23 protein-coding genes are annotated in these 26,115 nt (G+C 48.1%); 12 read left to right on the top strand and 11 right to left on the bottom strand.

All coding sequences use genetic code 11. From position 1 onward, the window contains the following. Nucleotide 1: 1 nt before the first annotated feature. The 3 genes from P2W84_RS00570 to P2W84_RS00560 all read right to left on the bottom strand — a co-directional run bounded on the left by P2W84_RS00570 (nt 2) and on the right by P2W84_RS00560 (nt 4,058). Entirely contained in the window at nt 2–1,573 is a 1,572-nt protein-coding gene (locus P2W84_RS00570) for a ComEC/Rec2 family competence protein (protein ID WP_276088147.1), read from the bottom strand. Next, on the bottom strand, nt 1,573–3,612 hold the full coding sequence (locus P2W84_RS00565; RefSeq protein ID WP_276088146.1) for a helix-hairpin-helix domain-containing protein: 2,040 nt from the start codon (nt 3,610–3,612) through the stop codon (nt 1,573–1,575). The genes P2W84_RS00570 and P2W84_RS00565 overlap by 1 nt, the downstream gene beginning before the upstream one ends. Before the next feature lie 110 nt (nt 3,613–3,722). Then, the gene (locus tag P2W84_RS00560; protein WP_276088145.1) at nt 3,723–4,058 is read right to left on the bottom strand and encodes a MerR family transcriptional regulator; all 336 of its coding nucleotides are present in this window, start codon (nt 4,056–4,058) and stop codon (nt 3,723–3,725) included. 139 nt (nt 4,059–4,197) lie between these two features. Between P2W84_RS00560 and alaS the strand changes: the two genes are divergently transcribed. Next, entirely contained in the window at nt 4,198–6,906 is a 2,709-nt protein-coding gene (gene alaS, locus P2W84_RS00555) for an alanine--tRNA ligase (protein ID WP_276088144.1), read from the top strand. Nucleotides 6,907–6,975: 69 nt separating this feature from the next. Here alaS and P2W84_RS00550 read toward each other — a convergent pair whose 3' ends face one another. Further along, nucleotides 6,976–7,233, bottom strand: coding sequence for a 4a-hydroxytetrahydrobiopterin dehydratase (locus P2W84_RS00550; protein ID WP_276088143.1), 258 nt, complete (start codon nt 7,231–7,233; stop codon nt 6,976–6,978). A gap of 185 nt (nt 7,234–7,418) precedes the next feature. Between P2W84_RS00550 and P2W84_RS00545 the strand changes: the two genes are divergently transcribed. Further along, nucleotides 7,419–8,219: a hypothetical protein gene (locus tag P2W84_RS00545; RefSeq protein ID WP_276088142.1), complete on the top strand. Its 801-nt coding sequence runs from the start codon at nt 7,419–7,421 to the stop codon at nt 8,217–8,219. 18 nt (nt 8,220–8,237) lie between these two features. Here the strand turns inward: P2W84_RS00545 and P2W84_RS00540 are convergent, their stop codons facing one another. Beyond that, on the bottom strand, nt 8,238–8,372 hold the full coding sequence (locus P2W84_RS00540; protein WP_276088141.1) for an alanyl-tRNA synthetase: 135 nt from the start codon (nt 8,370–8,372) through the stop codon (nt 8,238–8,240). A gap of 75 nt (nt 8,373–8,447) precedes the next feature. Between P2W84_RS00540 and P2W84_RS00535 the strand changes: the two genes are divergently transcribed. After that, nucleotides 8,448–9,677, top strand: coding sequence for a DUF4185 domain-containing protein (locus P2W84_RS00535; protein ID WP_276088140.1), 1,230 nt, complete (start codon nt 8,448–8,450; stop codon nt 9,675–9,677). 3 nt (nt 9,678–9,680) lie between these two features. Here the strand turns inward: P2W84_RS00535 and P2W84_RS00530 are convergent, their stop codons facing one another. Genes P2W84_RS00530 through P2W84_RS00520 form a run of 3 tightly spaced genes read right to left on the bottom strand, consistent with a single transcriptional unit; the run spans nt 9,681 to nt 12,937 of the window. Then, complete coding sequence (locus P2W84_RS00530; protein WP_276088139.1) at nt 9,681–10,679, bottom strand: transglutaminase family protein; 999 nt, start codon at nt 10,677–10,679, stop codon at nt 9,681–9,683. Between the two features lie 20 nt (nt 10,680–10,699). After that, nucleotides 10,700–11,635 carry an alpha-E domain-containing protein gene (locus P2W84_RS00525; RefSeq protein WP_276088138.1) on the bottom strand — a complete coding sequence of 312 codons (936 nt, stop codon included), beginning with the start codon at nt 11,633–11,635 and terminating at the stop codon, nt 10,700–10,702. A gap of 12 nt (nt 11,636–11,647) precedes the next feature. Next, complete coding sequence (locus P2W84_RS00520; protein ID WP_276088137.1) at nt 11,648–12,937, bottom strand: circularly permuted type 2 ATP-grasp protein; 1,290 nt, start codon at nt 12,935–12,937, stop codon at nt 11,648–11,650. Between the two features lie 363 nt (nt 12,938–13,300). On the opposite strand from P2W84_RS00520, the gene P2W84_RS00515 reads away from it, so the two are divergent. The 8 genes from P2W84_RS00515 (at nt 13,301) to P2W84_RS00480 (ending at nt 24,273) form a co-directional block, all read left to right on the top strand. Next, nucleotides 13,301–13,909, top strand: a complete 609-nt coding sequence (locus P2W84_RS00515) for an RNA polymerase sigma-70 factor (RefSeq protein ID WP_276088136.1) — start codon at nt 13,301–13,303, stop codon at nt 13,907–13,909. Nucleotides 13,910–13,987: 78 nt separating this feature from the next. After that, nucleotides 13,988–14,992 (top strand): FecR family protein, encoded by a 1,005-nt coding sequence (locus P2W84_RS00510; RefSeq protein WP_276088135.1) that lies wholly within the window; start codon nt 13,988–13,990, stop codon nt 14,990–14,992. A 172-nt stretch (nt 14,993–15,164) separates the two neighbouring features. Beyond that, complete coding sequence (locus P2W84_RS00505; RefSeq protein WP_276088134.1) at nt 15,165–18,653, top strand: SusC/RagA family TonB-linked outer membrane protein; 3,489 nt, start codon at nt 15,165–15,167, stop codon at nt 18,651–18,653. Nucleotides 18,654–18,664: 11 nt separating this feature from the next. Beyond that, entirely contained in the window at nt 18,665–20,149 is a 1,485-nt protein-coding gene (locus tag P2W84_RS00500; protein ID WP_276088133.1) for a RagB/SusD family nutrient uptake outer membrane protein, read from the top strand. A 20-nt stretch (nt 20,150–20,169) separates the two neighbouring features. Next, nucleotides 20,170–20,859 (top strand): DUF4843 domain-containing protein, encoded by a 690-nt coding sequence (locus P2W84_RS00495; RefSeq protein ID WP_276088132.1) that lies wholly within the window; start codon nt 20,170–20,172, stop codon nt 20,857–20,859. Nucleotides 20,860–20,896: 37 nt separating this feature from the next. Then, a complete protein-coding gene (locus P2W84_RS00490) occupies nt 20,897–22,441 on the top strand; it encodes a PKD-like family lipoprotein (RefSeq protein WP_276088131.1) in 1,545 nt (514 codons plus the stop codon). Nucleotides 22,442–22,463: 22 nt separating this feature from the next. Next, on the top strand, nt 22,464–23,576 hold the full coding sequence (locus tag P2W84_RS00485; protein WP_276088130.1) for a TlpA disulfide reductase family protein: 1,113 nt from the start codon (nt 22,464–22,466) through the stop codon (nt 23,574–23,576). Nucleotides 23,577–23,712: 136 nt separating this feature from the next. Next, complete coding sequence (locus P2W84_RS00480) at nt 23,713–24,273, top strand: thioredoxin family protein (protein ID WP_276088129.1); 561 nt, start codon at nt 23,713–23,715, stop codon at nt 24,271–24,273. Here P2W84_RS00480 and P2W84_RS00475 read toward each other — a convergent pair. Both P2W84_RS00475 and P2W84_RS00470 read right to left on the bottom strand, forming a co-directional pair. Next, nucleotides 24,265–24,618, bottom strand: a complete 354-nt coding sequence (locus P2W84_RS00475) for a response regulator transcription factor (protein WP_276088128.1) — start codon at nt 24,616–24,618, stop codon at nt 24,265–24,267. The two genes, P2W84_RS00480 and P2W84_RS00475, sit on opposite strands and share 9 nt — an antisense overlap. Then, nucleotides 24,612–24,797, bottom strand: coding sequence for a response regulator (locus tag P2W84_RS00470; protein ID WP_276088127.1), 186 nt, complete (start codon nt 24,795–24,797; stop codon nt 24,612–24,614). Before P2W84_RS00470 ends, P2W84_RS00475 begins: the two co-directional genes overlap by 7 nt. Nucleotides 24,798–24,967: 170 nt before the next feature. Between P2W84_RS00470 and P2W84_RS00465 the strand changes: the two genes are divergently transcribed. Beyond that, a complete protein-coding gene (locus P2W84_RS00465; protein WP_276088126.1) occupies nt 24,968–25,684 on the top strand; it encodes a DUF72 domain-containing protein in 717 nt (238 codons plus the stop codon). Nucleotides 25,685–25,731: 47 nt separating this feature from the next. Here P2W84_RS00465 and P2W84_RS00460 read toward each other — a convergent pair whose 3' ends face one another. After that, nucleotides 25,732–26,115 (bottom strand): response regulator transcription factor, encoded by a 384-nt coding sequence (locus tag P2W84_RS00460; RefSeq protein ID WP_276088125.1) that lies wholly within the window; start codon nt 26,113–26,115, stop codon nt 25,732–25,734.

Below are 26,115 nucleotides of genomic sequence, written 5' to 3'. Positions count from 1 at the left end.
TTCACCGCGGTTGCCGGTGTGCATGCAGTAACGAACAAAAGGCGGCAAGAACAATGTATATCAGCAGAACTAGTGCCTTGCCGATCCGTAAATCGTGAACTACGGAGCAGGGTAGTGAAGCGATGCTGTTCAGTCCTGTATTCATAAAATCAGTCAGCCATTCAAACAGGGGGCAGAGCCAGGTTACCCGGAATAACAGGATAGCGATGCCGATATACATGAGTAAGGCGACCGGGATGGCAATGAAAAGATTGCTGACAAGGAAAAATACCGGAAACTGGTGAAAATAATAAATGCTGAGTGGTGTGGTGGCCAGCTGTGCGGCCAGGGACATGGCCACTGCTGACCATATTTTCCGGAGTACCCGGTTCCGGGGAGACCAGTATCTTTCAAATACCGGCTGTAACCAGATCAGGCCACCTACAGCGATAAAGGAAAGCTGGAATCCGATATCCATGATGAGCAGCGGTTCATATACCAGCAGGGTGAAGGCTGCGAAGGCCAGTATGTTGGTGCTGTTTACCTGTTTTGCACCCAGCCTTGCTGCAATCATTACGGAGATCATGACTGCGGCCCTCAGCACAGAAGGGGACAGGCCCGTCAGTAATGCATAAAACCAGATCAGGATGATCATGAAGAGGGCACGAAGGACCTTCATCCACAGGTTCCGGTCCATAAACCATAATAAGGTGTTCAGGACCAGATAAATAACACCAACGTGCATGCCTGATACAGAAAGTGCATGTATGGTTCCCGTTTGTGTATAACTAGTTAAGGTGGCCTGGTCCAGGTTGGCCCGCTGGCCGAGAATGAGTGCCGAGGCGAAGGCCGCATGGGCGCTGTGACTGAAAACCTTTCTGTAATAGGTTTCCTGGCTACCCCGGAGCCTCAGACTAAAGCTTGTAAGCCAGTTGCCTTTGTTCCGCGAAAGCCAGATCGTTCTGTCTTTCTGAAGGAAGAGCCGGTGATGAACATTCCGCCCGGCCATATAGGCGCGATAATCGAATGAAGCCGGGGCAGCAGATATTATGTTCCTGAATCTCGCCACGGCGATAAATTCCTCACCGTAAGCAGGCATACGCTGCTGCTGACTGCTTATCTGCATGCTGACCAGCAAATGCCCGCAAGACGGCAGGGTATATAATCTCAGCCGGCCCGAAACTGTTTTTTTGTAATATACCCGACTGACGGATGCGATAAACCTTACGTAACCCTTTTTTACAACGGGAGCTTCTGTAACTTCTGCCCTGATCAATGCCGCATTTAATCTGGAAAAATGGTCCGGCCTGATCCTTTCTGTATGTAACAGACAAGCTATACTTCCGGTCAGGTACCAGAAGAGATAAAATATCAGCGCATTTGAGTACCTGCGATGAAATACCCGGATGTTATGGTGACGGTGCTGTATACCTATGAGTACACCGAATACTGCGAGGTACAGTACCAGTTGATAATGCAGCAGGAATGCAGATGCATACTCATAAGCAGTCAATACCCCTATGCAGTAGGGAAAAAGTATCACAGCAAATACCGGCTTTTCCCCGGCCCTGTCGGTGTGGTTGTCCTGAGTCATCAGAGCCTGTACCGGACCTGGAATTTAACGTCAGATTTCCTGCTACCCCGGATCTCGTCCAGCCCTGAGCCAATGGTTTTGCGGTCCATGTACTGATAGCAGGCATATCTTACCCATAGGTCAGCACCATTGCGGAAGCGGTACCTCAGGTTCAGAAAATACCTCAGGCCGCGGCCATAGTAAGCAGCTGAGGTCCCTGCATATAGCACATCGTCTTCATAAACGTAGACCCGGCTGTTGTAAGATGGTGTGCTGAACCAGGCCAGCCTGATGTTTCCGGAAACAGGTCCTGTCTTTGGTGTATAATCAAAGTCCTGCAATACCATATAACCTGTTTCTCCAGAAGTATTGCCTTTGCGGTATCTGCTCAGCTCTGCCCGCTGGTGGAATGCAGTCTGCCGGGCAGGCTGCCAGTTCCAGTCTGTCCTGAAGTTTTGTGTGTCTACGTTCTGGAGACCGGTAACCGTGTTTCCTGCATCGGGATCCTGTTGTTTGGTTTCCTGTTTATACCGCAAGGTCAGCCTGAACTTTTTGCCCGGACTGAAAATCGCCTGACTTAACAGTTCATGTCCTTCGGATGCCTTGCTGATCCTGTATTTCAATCCCGGAAACTGAAAGTAATCCCCATACATGGAAAACATCAAGTTGGGGGCCGGCCGGTAATTTACGCCCAGATAAATACCTCTTTCATTTGCTGCTTCCGTACCTTCTCCGACTGCATTACTGAAGAAGGAATGATAATCACGGTCATAACTGCGTAGTAACAGTACCGCAGAAACCTTCCCGGAGATGGTTGACATTACGCCGTTTAGGAAAGCCCATCCGCCATCCTGGCTATATGCAGTTTCACCGAAGAGATAAGTACTGTTCAAAGCATAGCTATAGCAGGCACTGGTGTTGACCAGCTGGTGACCGGTAAAGGCAAAACGGTTATAGGCCTGCGTGCCGGTTACAAAGCGATGTCCGTAACGTGAACTGTAACCGGTGATGCCAAATTCAAGGTGCCTGCCGGCATACTGCCAAATACTGCCGTATATCATTTGCTGCAGATTGCGTTCGTTTTTTAACTCGGACGGAGTCCGGTGAAGACCGCTTGCACCGATGTTCTGGACGGTGGCCTGTCCAGTGCTATCCGTTTTTATGCTTGCATCCAGGTTCCTAAGCGAAAAAAAAGGGGTAAATGAAAACCCGGTGCCCAGGTTGAATGTCCCGGCAATCCCTCTGAAATAGGATACTTCCCCTGTTGACCGGTAGGGATGCAATCCGGTACTTTTTGCAGCTACGGCAGTAACATCAGTACCTTTTCCAAGGGCAAAGCCCGACCACAGCGCAAGCCCCTGGCCAAATTGCAGGCTATAATCGCCTGCATTTAAACGGTGCAGCGCACCTTTGCCTTTCCATGCGATATGGAAAGAAAGATGGTCCATACCACTTTTTCTTTTCAGCCAGTATTCTCCTGCATCCTTTTCTGCGGTCAGGCCGGCTGAAAGTGTTTTCTGGTATTCGTAGCGGTACCTGAGCATAAAGCGTTCCGGGCTTCCAAGATATCTGCTGCCCGGCAGGTCTGTAAAGCCCTTCTGCGTTTGCAGGGTTCTGCCGTAACGGAGCATCAATTCGTGTCTTCCGTCCTGATATAGTTTTGCCGGCGGCAACAGTGCTATTGCAGGCAAGCCGACCGTGACAAAAGGTTTCAGCCTAGTGATCACACCGGGGTCAAACCCGCTTACTGCCTGAAGTTCCAGTATGTCCTTTAGTGGTCCGTGGAGCCGTATGTAATCTGTGAGACTGCTGATCTGCAGTAAAGAAAGGATCATTAATTCTTTAAGCTGTTCCGGACCTGCCCGGTTGAGGTCCATCGGGTGGTCCAGATAAAAGGACAGCTGTTCGGTAACTGAGGACCAGTCACTGTCTTCCGGGCCATTTTCGGCCAGTTGTTCCAGTATATCCCTGACCGGTCCTGTTTCCTGTGCCTTAAGCCGTCCGAAAAATCCGAACAGCAGGCATAATGGATAAATAAATAGCTTCTTCTTTCCTGACATAGCAGGATAAGAGTTGCGGAAAAAATAAGAACTCCAGGTAATTATCCGGATAAGTTCATAAGCCGAAGAGAACCAGGTAGATAATTTTAGCCTGTTCTAGGGGTAACGGATCAGATTTCCTCGTTGAGCTTCAGCAGGAAACTTTTGAGCCGCTCCAGGGAATCTATGATCTTCTGATTTTCCTTTACTTCCGAACCGCTATTTTTCAGGTGTTCTTTTGCCCCCTTTAAGGTGAAGCCCTTTTCGTCTACAAGGTGAAAGATAATTCTGAGGTTTTCAATATCGGACGGCGTAAAAAGACGGTTGCCCTTTTTGTTTTTCTTTGGCTGTAATACGTCAAATTCCTTTTCATAGAACCTGATCTGTGAAGCGTTGACCCCGAACATCTCTGTTACTTCACCCATGGTGTAGTACATTTTGTTGATATCCCGTTCTTTATAAGGCATAATTTCGGTTGACTCTTAGGGTTTTATGGCTTTTATGTAAAGTGTTCAAACTTAGGGAAAGTTCGGCAAGTATCCAATCATTATCCCGAAAATATTCTGAAATTTTCTATAAGTTTGCCCAATATCAAAATCAAGAGTAATGACAGCCAAGGAAATCAGAGCGGCATTTTTAGCATTTTTTGAATCTAAGCAACATCATATCGTGCCCTCAGCGCCTATCGTTGTCAAAAACGATCCTACGCTGATGTTCACCAACGCGGGAATGAACCAGTTCAAGGACCTCTTTCTCGGAGAAGCACCTATCAGGTATCCAAGGGTAGCAGATACCCAGCGCTGTCTGCGGGTATCCGGTAAGCACAACGACCTGGAAGAGGTGGGTATCGATACCTATCATCATACTATGTTCGAAATGCTGGGTAACTGGAGCTTCGGGGATTATTTCAAGAAGGAAGCCATCGCGTGGAGCTGGGAATTGCTTACCGAAGTATATCAGATACCTAAAGACCAGCTTTATGTAACCATTTTTGAAGGAGATGAGGCGGAAGGCTTGCCACGGGATACGGAAGCCTATGAATTCTGGAAGCAGTTCGTTGACGAAGACCGCATCATTCTGGGTAATAAGAAAGACAACTTCTGGGAAATGGGGGATACCGGCCCCTGTGGTCCGTGTTCAGAGATACATGTAGACTGTCGTCCGCCGGAAGAACGGCTGGCTGTTTCAGGTAAATCGCTGGTCAATGCCGATCATCCCCAGGTTATCGAGATCTGGAATAACGTATTTATGCAGTTTAACCGCCTTAAGGACGGTACACTGCAACTTTTGCCGGCTCAGCATGTCGATACAGGTATGGGATTTGAGCGCCTGGTGAGGGTATTGCAGCGTAAAACCTCCAATTACGATACAGACGTATTTCAGCCGCTGATCAGTTTCATTGCCCGGCATGCGGGTATTGCCTATGGGGCAGCCGAAAAAACCGACATTGCCATGCGCGTTATGGCTGACCACATCCGGGCCATCTCCTTTGTGATCGCCGACGGCCAGCTACCTTCGAATAACAAGGCAGGATATGTGATACGCCGTATCCTGCGCAGGGCTGTGCGCTATGCCTATACCTTCCTTAACCTTAAAGAACCGTTCCTCAACCAGTTGGTACCTGTCCTTGCCGGGCAGTTCGAAGGGGTGTTCGGGGAACTGGCTGCCCAGCAGGATTTTGTACAGAAGGTAGTATTGGAGGAAGAGGTTTCGTTTCTGCGAACGCTTTCCACCGGTATCCAGCGCTTTGACAATTATACCAAAAAACAGGCTGAACACCTGATGTCTGAAAATGCCATCGACCCCGAGAAATCCTTTGAGGACCCCTGGGTTTACAGTATACTGAAGGACCAGATGGTTATCTCGGGTGAATTCGCGTTTGAACTGCAGGATACCTATGGCTTCCCGATAGACCTTACCGAGCTTATGGCCCGTGAACAACGCTGGTTTGTCGATATGGATGAGTACAATAAGGCTTTGCTGAAACAGAAGGAGCGTTCAAGAGCTGCAACAGCCATTGATACCGGCGACTGGGTGCTGGTCAATCCGGATCTGGAAGTGGAATTTACCGGCTATGATGATACAGAGGCGGAAACCGAGATCATTAAATACCGCAAGGTCAGTGCTAAAGGTAAGGAGCAATACCAGATCGTGCTCAGTAAGACTCCGTTCTATGCGGAAAGCGGGGGACAGGTCGGAGATACCGGCAGGCTCGAAGACCACAGCCGTTTATTTTTTGTGGAGATCACCGATACCAAGAAAGAGAATGGGGTCATCGTACATTTTACAGATACCTTACCCGGTGATGTGGAAGGTAAATTCTGGGCGGTGATAGATGAAGATAAGCGTAAACTTACTGAAGACAATCATACCGCTACCCATTTGCTGCATGCTGCACTCAAGAAGGTATTGGGCGAACATGTCAACCAGAAGGGTTCGCTGGTTAACCCGGAGTACCTTCGTTTTGACTTTTCGCATTTTGCCAAGGTTACCGATGATGAGCTTGCCAGGATCGAGCACCTGGTGAACCAGAAGGTGAGGGAGAATATCCCGCTGAAAGAGCAACGTTATGTGCCTTACGATCAGGCTATTTCCAGTGGCGTGACTGCGCTTTTTGGTGAAAAATACGGAGACCTTGTGCGAATCATTACTTTCGATGACCACTATTCCAAGGAACTTTGCGGAGGCACGCATGCTCAGGCAACCGGGCAGATCGGCTATTTCAAGATCATTTCAGAAAGTGCAGTAGCTGCGGGCGTGCGCCGTATAGAAGCCATTACCGCAGACCAGGCGGAAGCCTTTATCCTGGGGCAGACCAGGGAGCTGAACGAACTGAGGAACCTGCTTAAAAACAGCAGGGATCTGTCAGGCTCGGTATCGGCGCTGATCGAAGAAAACAACCGGCTGAAAAAGGAAGCTGAAAAAGCACTGACCGAACACGCAGCCAACCTGAAGCATGAAATCGTACACCACCTGAAAACGGTCAACGGCATTAATGTCATTGCTACCCATGTTGACCTTCCCAGTGCAGATGCCGTCAAGAACCTGGCCTATGCAGTTAAGGAACTTGTCGATGAGCTTTTTCTGGTCTTCACGACGCTTATCGACGATAAGCCGGGCATCACGGTTATGGTGAGTGAAAACCTGGTGAAGGACAAAGGAATGAATGCGTCCAATATTGTTCGTGAACTGGCAAAGGACATCCAGGGCGGGGGCGGAGGACAGCCATTTTATGCGACAGCTGGCGGTAAAAACAAGGACGGACTTAAAAATGTCCTTGCCAAGGCAGAGGGTATAGCGGAGGCGATCGTTTAGATCGCCTCTCCTTTGATCACTTTTCTTCCCGGGATCTATGGCTTCCGTCAGACTGAAAATAACGGAAATTTAAATACCAAGCAATCCGTCAATTTCCCTGGACAATGCGCGGTCTTTTTCTGTAACGATATCTCCTGCATCGTGAGTGCTCAGCCATATCTCTACTTTGTTCCATTCGTTTGTCCACCTGGGGTGGTGGTTGCTCTTCTCTGCCAGGAACGCTACGCGTACCATAAAGGCAAATGCTTCCTGAAAATCTTTAAATATCAATACTTTATATAACTTTCTGTCTATTTCTTCCCAGCCCTTCTGAACTACATTTTCCATAATTTCCGAATTGTGTTGATCTGAATTTTCAAACAAATAGCTGTCCTTCAGCTACAATATCCACAACAAAAAAAATACATTGAAGTTTCGGGGTTTCCGATTGATTTTACGCTGTACAGACCTGGGCCGCCCTGTAAAAGGGATTAAAAATGTATTTTTGTATCAATGCCAAATCCACAACTGCCATGAGCATCCGGTGTGCCGTACTTTTGATTATCGCCTTCCTGTTTCAGGATAACAGCCCATATACGGTCATGAATAATGACAGTAGTGCTTATTCCAGGCAGCTTGGCCGGCCACTTCAGGCAGGGGACAGAATAATGCCTTCCGATTCCATTTCTTTTACTTTGGCAACCGGGACACTGAAACTGGCAGGACACAAAGGGAGTTATTATGTCAGTGCCCGCAAGGGAAAGGCGGTGATGCTTGATCATGTGCTTACTGAAACCGGGCAGATACCGATACGTGCCGGCAGAGGGGCCGGTATAAACAGCACCTCAATGCTTATGGGATACCTGAGCGGAATTGTAGCTACGGGGAAACCACTGCTAATTGTAGACAGCCTGCAGCTGGAAGTTTCTGCGGCATTGTATAACAGAAGAACCGATATCCACTATGTCATTGAGTACATCAAGGAGGACAGAACAGTAACCGGTCAACTCAAATGGCTGAAAAAAGGAGGTACCTGTTTTTTACAGATCGATGGCAGGGTTCTGGGAAAAGCAACTGCCGGAAAGCCGGTTCCGGTATCCGTTTTTGAAAAAGACGCGACTGGAAGAAAGCAGCGTATCGCATCTTTAAGTGTTGCTTTTTACCCGTCGTCAAAGATTGCCCCTGAACTTAATTTTCTGAGGACGACGATGCAACAGAACGAGATTGTAGAATCGGAAATATTGCATGATGCAGCCTATAGCTATCTGGCAGCTCATTATGGCATTCCTGATACCGGGGATTTTTTTGAACACATCCTTCCGCTCAGTTATTGAATAACGTGACCTTGCGTTTTATTTAAATACCCAATAACCCAGGGCCAGCCAAACCAGGCCTTTGACCAGGAAAAACATAAAGCCCCAGAAGCCTACCCGCTTCAGCCACTTCATCACGGCATTTTTTTTATCTGATGAGGGAACTTTATCCATGCAAAAAGTATTTGATCGATCACTGCAAAAGTAAGTGATTTACAATTAATTTAGCAGCAAAAATCTGTGATGCCCATGAATAAAGTCCTGCTCATTTCGTACTGTTGCCTTGCCCTGGGCGTTCACGGATTACAGGCTCAGCGCAGGCCCAAAACAAGCCCTCTCAGGTTCACTGTAGCGGAAGCGCCTGAGTGGACACAACTTTTCCGGAGAAACAACGGATGGTTTGGGGGTGACGGCATTTTCTCTATCCCTTTGAACGGTAATGAAAGCAATGGCAGCCAGTCTTCCGAGACGCTTTTCATTTTTAGTGACAGCATGATCGGATCGCATGCGGATGGAAAGTTGCAGCCCGGGTCCAAAATGCTGCACAATTCCGTTGCCATACTTTCAGGGCAGCAAGCGGACAGCGCGGCGATAAAGTTTCACTATCCTGATACCGGCAGTGCCGGGGCAGGGGGGCTTTTCGTACCTGCGACCGCACAGACAAAACCAGGAGATTATTACTGGCTGGGTGATGGTTTTGTGAACGAGGCATTGAACAACAAAGTGTTTATTTTTGGTTATCGCATACGGACCACGGGAGCAGGCGCCTTTGGTTTCAGTGAGACAGGCAACTGTCTGATCGGAATCGATCAAAAGGATCTCAGGACTGCCGGGAAGGAAGGTTTTAGCCGGCTCGGCTACCAGCAGAAAGATACGCCTTTTTATTTTCCGGAAGAACGCAGCAGCGCTGACAGTACGGATACGGGCAATAGCGGACAGGGGTCATTTGGCGCAGGTATCTATGTAAATACAAAAAAGGCGGGTGCCCTGAAGCCTGATGGTTATGTTTATATTTATGGGATAAGGGGAAAGGCAAAAAAACTACTGGTCGCAAGGGTATTGCCCAGGGATTTCGAGGACTATTCCAAATGGATGTTCCTGAGCCGGACCAACTGGACCAATGATATGCAGCAGGCCCGGTCTGTGGCCGAGGGTGTTTCTAACGAACTCAGCCTGTCTGCGTTACCCAATGGTAAATTCGCGCTCATTTACCAGGAACGTGGCCTTGGCCGGCATGTCTGTATGCGCGTTGGCGGTTCTCCATACGGGCCTTTTGGCCCGGAAATCAAACTCTGGGATTGTTCACCTGCACTGACCAGGAAATCTTATTTTCCCTACAATGCCAAGGCACATCCCAGTCTTTCCGGAAAGAACGAGCTCCTAATCAGTTACAATATCAATTCTTTTGATTTTTTTAAAGACCTGGAGACTGATCCTCAGCTTTACCGCCCCAGGTTTATACGGGTTAAGTTCGGATAAACGCTATTGCTGTTGCTGTTGTTGCTGCTGCATGATTGCCTCCATATATCTCTGATAGCTGTTCCTTCCGGTGCCTGCCTGTCCCGCTGCATGAATGCCTTTGCTGTAGTTCACTTCCTTCGGCTGCATTACCGCCTCATTGTCGGCCATGTCCTCATCGTCATGTCCTACGGAAACCGTTACCTCCATCAGGTGTCCGGAACTGCCCTTAAAAACACCCTTTACAGGAGAACAGTCACTAAAATTCCTGCCTACTGCTAAACGCACATGATTTTCGTTGGCGATGCAGTTATTTGTCGGATCGAGCCCGAGCCAGCCATACTCAGGCAGATACGCTTCTGCCCAGGCATGGGTGGCGCCTTCGCCGCGCATGCCGTCGCGGTTGGGACAGATATATCCGCTCACATATCTGGACGGGATGCCTACCAGGCGAAGCATTGTGGTCAGTATGTGCGCAAAGTCCTGGCATACTCCCGCCTTCAGCTTCAGGATCTCGTCTACGGTAGAATCCACAGTGGTCACTCCCTTAATGTAGGTAAACTCCCGAAAGACATAGCTGCAGAATTTTAATGCGGTCTGATAAGGGGTGTCATTCGTATCATGCAATTGCCGGACAATGCCGTTCAGCACACCGGCTTCTTCAAGATGCTCCTGCTTCAGGTAATCTATATATGGCACTTCAAACCGGATATCCTCCAGTATATGCCATTGCTCATTCCGGAAGATGTCGTCCTGGGGAAGTGGCCTGGGCACCGTTTCGACATAGATCTTCGAGTAAATCTTCAACTGGCTGTGTGGTTCCTTTTGCGTAAAGGTACCGACCTCATTCCCATAATAGTCGATAAAGATATCTACGGCAGGGCTTCCTGAAATGTTGAGATCGTGTTTGATCACCCGCTGAAATTCATCTTTGACCGGGAACAGGATGATCTGGTTCGCACTGTCGCGTACGGGTGAATCGTATTTGTAATTGGTAATGTGTTTGATCTTAAATACCGGCATCTGGTGTTTTTTTTAGTTGGCTATAGATTGGCGAAATAGTACTCGTTCAGCAGATTTCCGATACCATACAGGCTGCTGCGGATATTTACCAGGTAATTATGAAGCCCTTCCTGCTTAATCGTATGCACTGAGCTGTAGGTAATGTTGCTGTTCAGCTTTCCGATGTTAAACGAAAGGCCGTTATAGTGGTCAATGTTCTTTTCGCTTTTCAGCCGCTGGAAATATCGCTGGATATTGTTTACAGAATATCTCGCTGATCGCGGAAAATCACTGTTCAGCATGACCAGTTCGAGCACGTTCTCATCGCTGAAGCCTTCCCGGTAGGATTTTAGGTACAGCTCATATCCGCCCAGTGAAAGCAGGAGGTGCTTCCAGTAAGATGTGTCGGTCAGTAAGTCGGGGTTATTGTTTATGGAAATGAATTTGATATCCAGGATGTCGATTGATTGAATACTGCGTTCAAGATATTTTCCAATGCTCATAAAACTCCTGATCTCTCCGCGTTCCATGGTGCTGTCGGCAGTCCCGTAATAAAGCATTACCTGCCTGATCAGGATATCGAGCGCCGTCATAGGATCATCTTTCTGAACGTATCCTAACAGCTTGGGATCTTTCACCGTATGGTAGTATTCATTCAGGCACTGCCATAGGTCTTTTGCAATGTGTTCCTGTACACTTCTTGCGTTTTCCCTCGCCAGCGTAATGATATTGATGATGGAATTCGGATTATTGCGGTTGAACAGCAGGTATTCCACTACCTTTCTGCTGTCGTTTTTCATTAGCCGGATCTCCTGCTCATTTCCTCCCGAGGAAATGCGGATCACCGGATCCCAGGTGAATTCATGTATGGTGTCCTGAGCAGAAGCGTAGTTGATCTTCAGCATCCTAAGGATGCCGTCGCTTCTTTCTACATACCTGCTCATCCAGTATAAACTCGAAGCTACCCTGCTTAACATATCGTATCTTTTTTAGTTTGTATCATTTGATAAGACCCAGGTATCCTTGCTGCCCCCGCCCTGAGAACTGTTTACAACGAGCGAACCTGCTTTCAGCGCGACCCTGGTCAGGCCGCCGGGCACAATGGAGATGCCATCGGGGCCATATAAGGCAAAGGGACGCAGATCTACCCGCCTCGGCTGAAGCATCCCATCGATGTAACAAGGTGCAGAGGACAGGCTGATGGTTGGCTGGGCAATGAAATTCCGGGGATCTTTCATCACTTCCCTCTTGTAGGCCTCAATTTCTTCCTGACCGGCCGCGTGCCCCATCAGCATACCATACCCGCCGCTGCCATTGGTTTTCTTGATGACCATTTTCTGAATGTTACCGAATACGTATTCGCGCTCGTCTCGGTTGCCCATGCTGTAGGTGGGTACATTTTTCAGTAAAGGTTCCTCATTCAGGTAATACCGGATCATTTCAGGCACATAGCCGTATATGGCCTTATCATCGGCAACACCGTTTCCTACTGCATTTACAATCGCTACATTTCCCTTACGGTAGGCACTCATGAGCCCGGCGACACCAAGCACACTTCCGGGATTAAAGACCAGCGGATCAATATAATCGTCATCTACCCTCCGGTAGATCACATCTACCTGCTGCAGACCTGTGGTGGTCTTCATGAATACCTTTTGTTCATCGATCACCAGGTCACGTCCCTCTACCAGTTCAACGCCCATCAGCCGGGCCAGTGTCGTGTGTTCATAATAGGCTGAGTTGTACATTCCCGGACTCAGTAAAACGATTGTCGGGTTGGCGACGGCCCGCGGGGACAAAGCCAGCAGGTTCCGGTATAAAATAGCCGGATATTCTGTTACACTGCGTACCTTACACTGCGGGATCAGGTCTGGGAAAAGTCTTTTGGTGATCTCGCGGTTTTCCAGCATGTAACTCACCCCTGACGGGGTTCTCAGGTTATCTTCCAGTACGTAGAAGGTACCATCATAGTCCCGTATGAGGTCAATTCCTGCAATGTGCGTATAAATGTCATGTGGTACCTGCAGATGATGCATTTCCCTTAGGAAGTGGGGGCAGGAGTAGACCAGTTGAGCCGGAATGACCTTGTCCTTCAGGATAAACTGGTTGGTATATACATCTTTCAGAAACAGGTTTAATGCCTTCAGCCGTTGCCTGATGCCTTTTTCTATGAAATCCCACTCTGAAGCCGTAATAATTCTCGGAATAATGTCAAAAGGAAAAATTTTTTCAATACCTTCCCCGCTGTCATAAACTGTAAAGGTAATGCCCTGACTCATGAAAAGCCTTTTTGCTAACTCTTCTTTCTTGTTTAAGTCGTTTGCTGATTCATTTTTCAGGTATTTTAGTATATTTTGGTATTGGTTTCTGAGTTTTTTGTCTGAAACATACATTTCATCCCATGTTTCATGTATTTTTTTGTAGTTGTTTAGATTTATTTCACTCATATTTTGAAATATATGGATAATTATAGGTATAAAAACTTATTTTTTGTCATTTATAATGGATAAAATAAAATATTTGTGGTGTTTTATGTGAATAATTGCTTTTTTTGTTCCGGAGGGAAAGGATTATTTAAATCTACTTATTTTGTAGACTTTATTATATTTGTCCGGAAAACAGGGGAAAGTAAATAACTAATCATGGGTAAAAGAACTGAAATTGACGATGCTGAGCTGCTTGCTTTACTGAAAAGCGGTGATCGGGATGCTTTCAGTCAGATTTATGACCGGTACTGGCAATTGCTCTATATTTCAGCGTGTAAAGTCATCAGGGATGAAGATGAGGCAAAGGATGTGGTTCAGGATGTATTTTTATCGCTGCTTAAGAAAGGCGCCGAACTGGAGGTACATGGTAATTTATCCGGTTATTTGTATACGGCGATCAGGTATAAGATCTTCGATCATATCAGTAAGCAGAAGGTCCGTACGGATTACGCAGATTCCTTTGCCCGCTTTTCTGAGCAGTATGTGAATAATACAGACCGTACCCTGCTGGAAAATGAAACGAGGGCTGAAATAGAAAAGGAGATACAAAACCTGCCTCAAAAGATGAAAATAGTATTTGAAATGAGCAGGAAGGAAGAGCTATCTTACCAGGAGATCGCCACTACCCTGAATATTTCTGATAAGACTGTAAAAAAGCAGATCAGCAATGCCATCAAATTACTGAAACCAAAATTTACTAATTATTATTCGTTGCTTCTGCTGCTTTTTGCTGCCGTTTTCCAGGCCATATCAAAATTGTTTTAATTTTTTTATTTTCTTCTACTACCTGTGGGCATTTCAGCCGACATGGTATAAAAGCACAATGTTTTTTTAAGCGAAATCATGAAAGACCAACTTCCGGAAGCTATTTTTGAACGCTATGCGCAGGGTAAATGTACCGAAGAGGAGCAGGCCCTGGTGGAAGCATGGTACCTTGAGCAACTCCGGCAGGAAAGGCCTGAGTTATCTGCAAAACAACTTAAGGAAACAAAACGCCGCATATGGGCCGGGCTCGGACAACACCGGTACCGCAATGCGATGCCGCTCTTCCGCTGGTCGGCCGTGGCTGCTGCAGTGGTCGCAGCTGTACTTTTCGTTTACCTGTTTCAGTCTGTAAAACAGCGGGAAGAGGAGGGCCAGCATCAGGTGGCTGAAAAGGCCGTTACTGAAGCTGGCAGAAAGGCCGAACAGGGTACCGTCCTCCTGGCTTCAAAAGTGGAGAACAGCATGATGAAGTTGCCTGACGGCAGTTTTGTGATCCTGGAAAAGGGCAGTAAACTCACGCTGCTTCCTGCATTCAATAAGAAATACAACAGGGAGGTAGCGCTCGAAGGAAAGGCATTCTTTGATATCGCACACAATCCGCTTAAACCATTTATTATCTACTCAGGGGCTGTCCGCACCACAGTCCTGGGCACTGCGTTTGACATCACCGCCAAACCAGGAAGCGGTGTTGTCAAGGTCAATGTGATCAGAGGCCTGGTCGAGGTCAGGAGTGTGAAAACCCATTGGTCTGCCGTATTGCCTAAAAATTCACAGGTGATCTTTGATGAGCAGCACATGCCGCTACGCAAAGTGGTTGATGCCAGTGCGGAACTGGCCTGGAACCAGGAGGATATGGAATTTAACGATATATCGGTGGCAGATGCCAAAGGCAGGCTCGAAAGCCGTTTCGGTTACAAGATCATCGTCACCGACCCGGCCCTCAATGCCGCTACGTTTACGTATTCCATGCGCAGCAAGGAGCCTATGGAATCCTTCATTGCAGGATTATCTTCCTTTATCGATGGTAAGTATACCATTGACCATGAACATAAAACAATATCCATTCAACCTTTAAACCAATAACCACATGAAACAATGCTACCAAGACAAGACTAACCCGACATAACAAAGGGTAAGACCGCTACAGGATATTACGAGTATCCAACAGCCGGTCTTACCCGGGGTTTCCCATTCCGCAATGGGAACTTCATGTAATTCCAAGCAAGAGTTTAGTCATCACATAAAAAACTAAAATATGAATTTTTCTGCAGAAGCAGCAAGAAACGGAACGGGTATGTTCCGGAAATATCAACTTGTCTTAATTTATTGTATGCGAATAACTGTACTTACCGGCGTTGTTATTTCGCTCTCATTACAAATGGTCTCGGCTTCCGTCCGCGGGCAGGCGATGGAGAATGTGAGCATCAGCCTCAAACTGGAAAACGAAGACCTGATCAGTGCCATAAAAAAAATCGAAAAGGTGACACCTTTCCGGTTCCTTTACAGGACTTCGGACCTGAAAGATATTGACCAGCTTAATATCAACAGCCGTTCCATCAGTGTGGGGCAGCTCATGAAGCAACTGCTGGCGGGCTCGGAACTTTCCTACCGGCAGATCGACGACCGGATCCTGATTACGAAGGGTGCTGTACGGAACCCTGCCGGAACTGGGGCCGGTGTGCTACGGGTGCCGTCTGCTGGTGTTGCGGACAGTATTGTCACTGGTACCGTCTTTGACGCCAAGACCAAGGAACGTATTCCCGGCGCAAATATATCCATCAAGAACGGTAAGAACAGGACGGTAACGGACAGCAGAGGTAACTTCCGCATTCTCGCTTCCGGGAATGCTGTACTGCTGGTCAGCTATATCGGTTATGAGACACAGGAAATCACCGTTACCAGCCGTGTGCTGGAGGTCCGACTCAGTGAATCGCCGCAATCCCTGAAGGGAGTGGTAGTTACCGGTATCTTCTCGCAGTCGAAATCAACCTTTACCGGCGCCGCGCGTACCTTTAATAATGAAGAGCTGGCCAAGGTATCCAACAATAATGTACTTACTGCACTAAAGTCACTGGACCCCTCATTCCAGATCCCCGAAAATCTGAATATCGGCTCAAACCCCAACGTATTGCCAGACGTGGTACTCCGCGGAGGAAACACGCTGGTAGATACCCGGCAGGTAGGAGGGGCTGATCCCTTCAATTATCAGGCAGCGCCTAACGCACCACTGTTTATTTTGGACGGCTTCGAGACCACGCTGCAGCGGATCAATGACCTGGATATGAACCGTATCGCCAGCGTGACCATACTTAAAGATGCGGGCGCTACGGCCATTTATGGTTCACGGGGTGCAAATGGTGTCGTTGTCATTGAACAGATCCGCCCGGTGGAAGGTAAACTGCGTTTCACGTATAATGCAAGTACAGCTATTGAAGCACCGGACCTTTCCGGTTATGACCTGCTGAACGCTGCGGAGAAATTTGAACTGGAAGACCGTTCCGGTTTTTTCAAAAATAACTTCAACACCACACAAAATGCACTGGACCTGGTACGTGCCAATCGTCTGGCTGCCGTAAAATCGGGAGTAAATACCGACTGGATCGCCAAGCCATTGCGTACGGGGGTAGGTCAGAAGCACAACCTCTATGTAGAAGGTGGTGCAGATGCCGTTACCTATGGGCTTAACCTTACCTACGACCAGAAAACAGGGGTAATGAAGGGATCTGACCGCAAGACTACTTCCGGTAATTCTTTCCTTTCCTACCGGCTCAAGAATTTCCAGTTCAGGAATGATCTGAACCTTTATTTTAACAATGCCAATAATTCGCCTTACGGTTCTTTTACCCAGTATACCCGGCTGAACCCCTACTGGAGTCCCTATGATGCGGATGGTAACCTGAAGGTTTACCTGGAAGAGGTGATCGACCCGGCTACCGGACTCCGTGTGACCAACCAGGACTATTACGACAACCTCAATGGTTACACAGGGCGTCCGGTAAACCCGCTTTATAATGCTTCTCTCAATATTACTGACCGCACTGCCTATCGTGGCATTACCAATAACTTTGAGACGCGCTGGCAGGCGAGGGAATGGCTGCGCCTTACCGGACGCCTGTCTTATACCAAGCAGAACGATGAATCTGATATCTTTCTGCCGGCACAGCACAGTTCATTCGCCAATGTGACTACTTTTGAAAAGGGTTCTTATACCAAGGGCACCGGCGACCTGCAGCGCGTAGAAGGCTTTCTGACAGGGGAGGCCAACAAGAACTTCGGTAAGCACTTTGTGTCCGGTTCGGCTACGCTCAATATCAAGGAGATCGATTACAATACCCAATCGGTCAGGGTTATCGGGTTTCCGAATCCCAACCTCGACCAGTTCATCCTGGGTAACCAGTATCCTACGAACCAGAAACCGACCGGCAGTGAGAGCATTACCCGTTCTTTTGGTACACTGGGCAGGGTAGCGTATGCATATGATAACCGTTACCTCTTTGACGCGACGTTCCGCCTCGACGGTTCTTCATTATATGGCACCGACAAGCGTTATGCGCCCTTCTGGTCGGCAGGCGCTGGATGGAACCTGAGCAATGAATCTTTCCTCAAAGGTAACCCGGCCATTAACGATGCCAGGTTGCGTTATACGGTAGGTACCACTGGTTCGGAAAGTTTCGAAAGCTATAAGGGCATTACCACCAGCCAGTACTATACTGACCGCGAATACAGGGGCGTCATTGCCTCTTACCTGCTTGGTTTTGGCAATGACATGCTGGCCTGGCAGAAGACGCTCAAGCAGAACGTCGGTCTCGACCTGACCTTATATAACCGCTTTACCCTGAATGCCAATTACTTTATTGAGCGTACCAAGGGAAGTATCGCCTTCATCACCAGCGCACCGTCTACCGGTTTCGGGGGATATTATGACAATATGGGGGATGTGGTGAACAAGGGTTATGAACTCTACGGCCGCTTCAATATCCTGGCCAAGCCCAGCAACCGCAACAACTGGTCGGTATTTGTCAATGCCTTTCATGTAACGAACAAGATCGAAAAGATTTCTTCCACCATCAAGGCGCTCAATGAAAAAGCAAATTCGACCAATTCCACCTCACCGCTGCCCAAATATGCAGAAGGTCAGTCGGTCAATGTGATCTGGGCAGTACCCTCACTGGGTATCGACCCTGCTTCGGGCAATGAACTTTTCCTGAGCCGTAACGGTACAGTAACAACTACCTATAATCCTGCGGATCAGGTCATCGCAGGGGATAAAACTTCAACGATTAATGGTACCCTGGGTACAAATCTTGAAATCAAGGGGATAGGTTTCAACATTTACATGAGGTTTGATTTTGGCGGAGATAGTTATAACCAGACCCTTGTGGACCGCGTTGAGAACGCCAATGTTGCCCTCTATAATGTCGACCGCAGGGTATATGATTCCAGGTGGCAAAAACCAGGAGATGTTTCCTTTTACCGGGGGATTGTCAACTATACCAATAATGTCAACGCCCCGATCACCTACGCCACGTCGAGATTTGTCCAGAAGAACAACTTTATCGCCGGTGAAAGCGCATCCGTCTATTACCGCTTTTCCGATAAACTGAACAAGCGCCTTGGTCTTCAGAATACGAAGATCACCCTGTTCGGCAGCGATATCTTCAGAGCTTCCAGCATTAAGCGCGAACGCGGCCTGGACTATCCTTTCGCACACAATTATACCCTGCAATTACAGACCACATTCTAAATAGATATACCATGAGATTCAAAAATATAACATCATTGTTCCCGGTTTACCTGTTCGGTCTGCTGATCTCGTTGTCCTCCTGCAAGAAGTGGCTCGACGTAGACCCTAAGACTCAGGTCAAGGAAACCAAGCAGTTCAGTACCCGTCAGGGTTATATCGATGCCCTGTTCGGTATCTATCAGGGCGCTGCCGGCACCAACAGTTACGGCGGGCAGCTGAGCTACAATATGCTGGACATTCTTGCCCAGCGCTATGAGAACAAATCATCTACTTTTACTACGATAGGGAAGCTGGCCCGTTTCACCTATACCGATTCTGAAATACAGAATATAATTGCAACTGTCTTCAAGACGCAGTATGCGACCATTGCCCAGGCCAATTATATCCTGAAGAATGTTGACCAGAGCGAAGGTGTCCTTGACGGAACCTCACGTAGTATCATTAAGGGCGAGGCGCTGGCAATGCGGGCTTACCTGCATTTTGACCTGGCAAGACTGTTCTCGGAGCGTTATGACAACGGCGCTAATGCCGGAAAGCCTTCCATCGCTTATATGGATGCTTTCACTGTTGTTCCCAGTGCGAGGCTTACTCTCGGCGGAGTAATCGACCACTGTGAAGCTGACCTTAAGGAAGCTGAAAGCCTGCTTTCCGTGAACCAAAACATCGATCAGATCAGGGACAACCAGGGCAGTACCAATGCCGACCTTTTCCTGCAGTTCCGTCAGAATCACATGAATTACTGGGCAGTCAAGGCGCTGCTTGCGCGGCTTTATCTTTTCAAAGGCAATAAGCCCAATGCATTGAAGTATGCAAAAGAAGTGATTGAAAGCAATAAGTTCAGGTTCATTACTTCTGCGGAGATCAATGCAGATGCCGGCAGCACCTCCTCTGACATGACCTTTACTACAGAACATATTTTCTCCATTTACGTATCCGGTATGAAGGCTATTGCTGACGACCTGTTCAAAAACAGTACTACTACCGGTGAGACAACTGACCTCTGGTCTACCAGGGCCAAACTGGATGCTACTTACCAGGCGTCACTCGTTGGGTACGGTACGGACGTGCGCAGGCCGGGCGCTTCCAAGAGCCTGTGGAATGAGATCGCCTCCACTACTGTGTATACCAAGAAATACTGGAGCGATGCCCCCACCAATGTAAAGCAGCGGCTCATTCCGCTCATCAAACTGTCGGAAATGTATTATATCGCGGCAGAAGCTTCGCCGACAATCGAAGAGGGGCTGAAATACCTGAATACCGTTCGGACCAACAGGCTTATCCCTGAACTTCCAACGGTGGCGGACCGGGCTGCCTTTGATAATGAGATCCAGTTTGAATACCGTAAGGATTTCTATGCGGAAGGTCAGCTTTGGTTCTACTATAAGCGTATGAATGTGGCTACGATACCTGATGGCATTGCCAATCCGATGACCAGCGCGAAATATGTGTTCCCGATCCCTAATGATGAACTGGAATTTGGCATAGCCGGCAATTAACCTAAACCAAGGAAATGAATATGAAAAAGATATTGAAGAACTGCCTGATGGTGCTGTTGCCGGCACTTGTCATGGCTGCTTGCGGTAAAACCGATGAATTATTGTACAACCAGGCAGATATGATCTATGTGGAGTCACTGCCCGACAGCACCGATTATACTTTCGCTACCAGTCCGGAAAGTGTCGTGAGCGACTCTATTGTGGTTAATTTCCGCATTATCGGCAAGGTTTCAGATAAGGACCGTTCCATTAGCCTTGTGCCTGCCCCGAACAGCACGGGAAAAGAAGGTTACCATTACAAAATCGGGAAAGCCGTAGTAAAGGCCAACTCATTTACTGCAAAAGTACCTGTTTACGTATACCGCAGGCCGGGCCTGAAAGACAGTACGCTTACGGTTACACTCCGGGTCACCGAAAATCAGGATTTTAAGCCGGGTTATGCCACGCGTCTGCGCTATAAATTCACCCTTACGGATATACTCGCAAAGCCGACCAACTGGGAAAGTACCTGGGCGCCTTATTTCGGAAGCTATTCAGCGGTTAAATTCAGGTTCCTGATCGCGGTTACCGGAAAGACCACCTGGAATTCCGGTCCCCTGCCGCAGGACTCGCGTTACCTGTCGCAAAAAGCAAGGAACGCCCTGCTCGAATATAACCAGCAATATGGTGCGCTGATCGACGAATTCGGACAAGAGGTATTTTTCCCATAGGGAGTGACAACATGGTTTTACGATTATTTAAATAACAATGAACTCGATATATAAAAGTACTGCAGCACTGCTCTGCGCAGGCACACTCCTGCTGAGCAGCTGCTATAAAGACGATAGCAATGAAGACCTGCTACCTGTAAATAAGATCGGCCTCAGCGATCCGCTTACTGCTGCTCAAATGGTTGTTTACCAAGGTGACAGCCTTAAGCTGAAGCCCGTATTGAGCCAAAGCCTGCAGAAGAATCTGGATGACCTGGAATTTACCTGGCTGGTCTATAATAGCAATGGCGCGGTCAGCCTGGCTGCACCGCGGGAAGAGATTGCCAAGACCTATGAACTGAAGATCCTGCTCAGGCCTGATCTGTTTACCCTCGGCGAGCCCTTCATTCTCCGGCTGGAAGCCAAAGACAAGCAGACCGGGGTAAGCTCGTATATCAATTACAGCATCCTGGTCGGTAATAAATATGCAACAGGCTGGCTGGTTCTGGAAGACAAGGCAGGGAAGGGCGACCTTTCTTTCATCTTCCAGGATTATACGGCGGAGCATGGCATTTATAATGACAGGAACACGGCACCGATCACCGGACCAAGAAAGCTGGAGATCAGTACCTTTCCGATCACTGACGATATATCGGCAACCGGCAAGCGGCTTTACATTCTAGCCGAGCAGGGCAGCCAGGAATATAATTACCTGACGATGGTAAAAAAGTTCGATTACAGCTTTCTGTTCTTCAGCGCACCGTCGGTGATCAATCCGACGGTGATGACCTGGACCAGCCAGTATACCTATAGCGGCGTCCGTTCGGCATCCCTTGGGATCGCCATTAATAATGGTAAACTGCACTCTAACCTGGTGGGCGGCTTCCCCGGCGTCAAGAAATGGGGGGATATCGCACTTAACCCGCAGGGCAACCGCAATTATTCCCTGGCGCCATTCGTAGTGGGCGGGGAAACCTTCCCGGCAATTGTCTACGACAACACCGATAAGCGGTTCTACCGTGTTCAGGCTTACAACCCCACGCCGGTCGCAGGTACGCTCGAGGCCTTTCCTTCAGGAGCGAGTACAGGTGTAAGCAGTGTCTTTGATATGAACAATGTGGGGATGACCATGCTGTTCCAGGACTCCGCTGACGTTGTTAACGATTACAATGCGATTATGAAGGATGCTGACGGACAGCCTTACCTGCTGCGTTACAAAACGAAGAACTCGACTGCTGCACCGGTCATTACGCTGGGCAAGACGGCGATGAACGCTCCGGGCATACTCAATTACAGTGCGGCCGCCGGTTCTACCAGTACCCCGCACATTTACTATGGTAACGGTAATGTGCTGTCCCGTTATGAGACCAGTTCCAATACCGTAGTGGAGACCTACAACTTCCCGGCTGGTGAGCAGATCACATCCATCAGGTATGCCAAAAACTTCATCGACAGGAGCGGGGCAAAGCTGGCTGTAGCTACCTGGAACGGTACGGAGGGTAAAGTCTATTACTTTCCGATCAATACGGTGGGTGCCATTGGCGCCTACAATAAATTGGTCACCGGCTTCTCGAAGATCGTAGATATTGTATACAAGTATTAATCAACCCAACTGAATCATAGATATGAAACCAACATCATTATTTGCGCTTGCTGCCAGTCTTTTGCTCGCAGGCAGTGTGCAAGCACAATCACCTGCAACTTATAAAATATCGGGGAAACTGGATGGCCTGGACAACCAGATGGTCTATCTGAACACCAGCTATGGCGGCCGGCAGATCAAAGACTCTGTTGTTGCCTCAGGAGGCAGGTTCTCGTTCAAGGGCGAGACTCCAGGTACCGTACTGTACTTCCTGCAATTTGGTAAAAAGAATTACTTCAGTGTTCCTGTAGGCGCAAAGGAACATGTAAAGATCAGCGGAAAGCTGGCGGAGTTAAATAAGATTAAGGTGACCGGTTCCAAAGACTATATTGTCTGGAAAGAATGGACTACCGCCTGGAACACCATCACCGCACGTGCGGGAGGGCTTTATAAGCAGCTCGACAGCCTGGAGAAACTTTCCAAAGCTACCGGGCAGCCAGCCGACAGGTCTGCTGTAAATGCAGAATTTGATAAGTTGAACCAGCGCCTGATCGATTCGGTAGAAGCTTTGGTAAAGCGGTATCCCGGTTCGGGAGTGGTCCCTTTTATCATTACAGACCGTTTTATCAATTACCCTAACCCTGAAAAGGCGGCCAGTACCTATGCTGCACTGACGCCGGCAGGCAAAGAATCTGTTTATGGCAGGGAATTAGGAGAGTCCCTGAGGATTGCCGCCAAAACAGGCATAGGTGTCTCACCCTCTTTTTCCGTGCCCGGCAGGGACGGTGGGACGGTTTCACTGGCTGCATATAAAGGCAAGGTCGTCCTGGTTGATTTCTGGGCCTCCTGGTGCGGCCCTTGCCGCAAGGAGAACCCAAACCTGGTCAAAGCTTATGAAAAGTATCATGGAAAAGGCTTTGAGATCATCGGTATCTCACTCGATGATAAAAAGGACAAATGGCTGGCTGCCATTGAAGCCGATCAGCTGGGCTGGGTGCATGCCTCGGACCTGAAGGGCTGGAAGAGTGACCTCGCCTTAGAATATGGTATCCGTTCCATCCCGATGAACTTCCTCGTGGATGCTAATGGTAAGATCATCGCCAAGGACCTGCGCGGTGTCGCTCTGGAAAAGCAACTGGAAAAGATCTATCCATAACCTGTCGCGTCATTTTGCTGCGCAGACGGGAATGCTGCGCAGCAAAATGACGTTCAGCAGAGTTTAATATGGCATTTGAAAGACGATTTGTTAACGGGTAAATGCACAGCTTTGCCGGACACCAATTCGTACAAAAATGGACTTTCAACAATACCAGGACTATTTTCAGGAAATACTCAATGATCCGAATGCACCGGCTCCGTATAATAATATTGAGTACCTCGATTATACCAAACTGAACTGGACCCGTCAGCAGCGCTGGCTCAAAACCGGTGTAGTGGAACCTGATCTTGCCCTGGCCATTTCTGATATTAACGAACCCCAGCATTGGATCATCATTACGGAACCCTGGTGCGGAGATGCGTCGCATACCGTGCCGTTCATTTATAAACTCAGTACGCTGAACCCGTTGATCAGGGCAGAGTACCAGCTGAGGGACAGTGCTCCGCACCTGATCGAACAATACCTGACCAACGGTGGCAAGGCGATTCCGAAGCTGGTCATCAGGGATGAGGCAGGCAATGATCTTCTGAACTGGGGACCCAGACCAACGGAATGCCAGTCCTTATACCAAAGGCTTAAGGCAGAAGAAGCAGATTTCGGAACAATTAAGACTGAGCTGCAAAAATGGTATAACCAGGACAAGGGGAGAAGTTTTCAAAGCGAACTGCACACTGCACTTAAATCATTAGTTTAGGGCGGATTCCAGCAAACCGTTCAGCATCGCAAACTTGATCAGTTCCGGTGAATTCCGAACTCTTGTTTTGTTCAGCAGCGATTGACGGTGGCCTTCGACAGTCCTCCTGCTGGTAAAGAGCCGGTCTGCGATCTCGGCATTGGTGAAGCCGTCTGCCAGCAAGTGCAGGATTTCTATTTCTCTTTTAGATAATTCTATGTCTGGCGACAGGCTCCTTGTATAGGGTTGTCCGTCGGTCAGGCGCTGGCTGATGCGATCGATGAGGGTTGTACAAATAAACCGTTTACCGGCCGCAACTTTGCGTATCCCGTATACCAGCTCCTCAATATCGGTGTCTTCTAACAAATATTCAAATGAAGATCGGTGAGGATGACATCGGGCAAATCAGCAGCTTTGAGCAAGCTTAGCGCTTCCTGTGCATTTTCGGCAGCTGCTATTACGTGGATGTCACTGATAGATCCAAGTAAAATGCTGATCCCGGCGTGTACAATGCCATGGTCTTCGATAATCATGATGTCGATCATATCTATTTCTATAGGGAGTATTTGATACAACAAATGAGACTGGTTACGGCTTGTTCGGTAAATACCTGTTTTCCCCGGTAAATACGATAAAATCAAAACAGGTATTTTCCAGGGAAACCTACCATGCGGAGACGATGTTAAGTTGTCAGATTCATTCCAGAAATGGCCTTATGAAAAAATACATTGGATGTTCTGGTTTCCACTATAAGCATTGGAGGGGCGAATTCTATCCGCAGGAGATGCCCGTCAGGAAATGGTTTGACTTTTACGGCGAGCACTTTGATACGCTGGAACTTAATGTCACCTTTTACCGCTTCCCGACTCAGCAGATGCTGGAAAACTGGTACAAAAAAAGCCCAGGCAGTTTTACCTTTTCCGTGAAGGTGCCCAGGCTGATCACGCATTATAAAAAACTGCATGATGCCAAAGATGTCATCAGTGACTTTTATCAGCTGGCGGAGCAGGGGCTCCGAGAAAAGCTGGGCTGTGTATTGTTCCAATTCCCGCCAAATTTTGTATTCACGGCAGAAAATATGGAACGGGTTATCCGGAGTCTTCATCCGGGATTCAAAAATGTAGTTGAATTCAGGCATATTTCCTGGTGGGACCAGCGGGTATATGATCAATTGCATACCCATGGGATCGGATTCTGTGGTATGAGTCACCCTGATTTCCCCGATGAGATCATCAGTACCGCCGGGCATGTATATTATCGCCTGCATGGACAAACCCAGTTGTATGCCTCAGATTATCCGGAAGGACAACTTGATGCCTTTGCTGACCAGCTGAACGGGTTAAAAAACGTTAAGGATGCTTATATTTACTTTAACAATGATATAAATGGTTATGCCCCGAAGAACGCGGCTTATCTGAAAACCGTTACCTGATGGTGGATTGCACCCAGGCTGCAGAAGGCGTAAATCATGGAGAAACTTTACAGAAAATAGCTTCCGCCGTCGGCAACCAGTCGGACTGCACCAATCAGTTCATTCATTTCTGCATGCTTCAGCACATATCCAAGAGCCCCGGCATTCCTTGCACGCTCCAGGAAAACCTGCTTGCTGTGCATCGTGAGTATAATGACTTTTACTGCCGGATATTCGGTTTTCAGGTATGCCGTCAGTTCAATGCCGTCCATCTCTGGCATGTTCATGTCAGCAAGAACGATATCGGCAGTGATACCGGACCTGAGTATTTTCAGTACCTCTGTCCCGGTGGTTGCACTGGCCACCATTACAATACCCGGTTCAGCACCCAGCATCCTGCCCAGGCTTTGTCTGACCACCTCATTATCTTCTGCAATTATCAGTCTGATCAT

Source organism: Pedobacter sp. JY14-1 (assembly GCF_029269825.1).
GTDB lineage: Bacteria > Bacteroidota > Bacteroidia > Sphingobacteriales > Sphingobacteriaceae > Pedobacter.
This window is presented reverse-complemented; position numbering and strand designations above follow the sequence as displayed.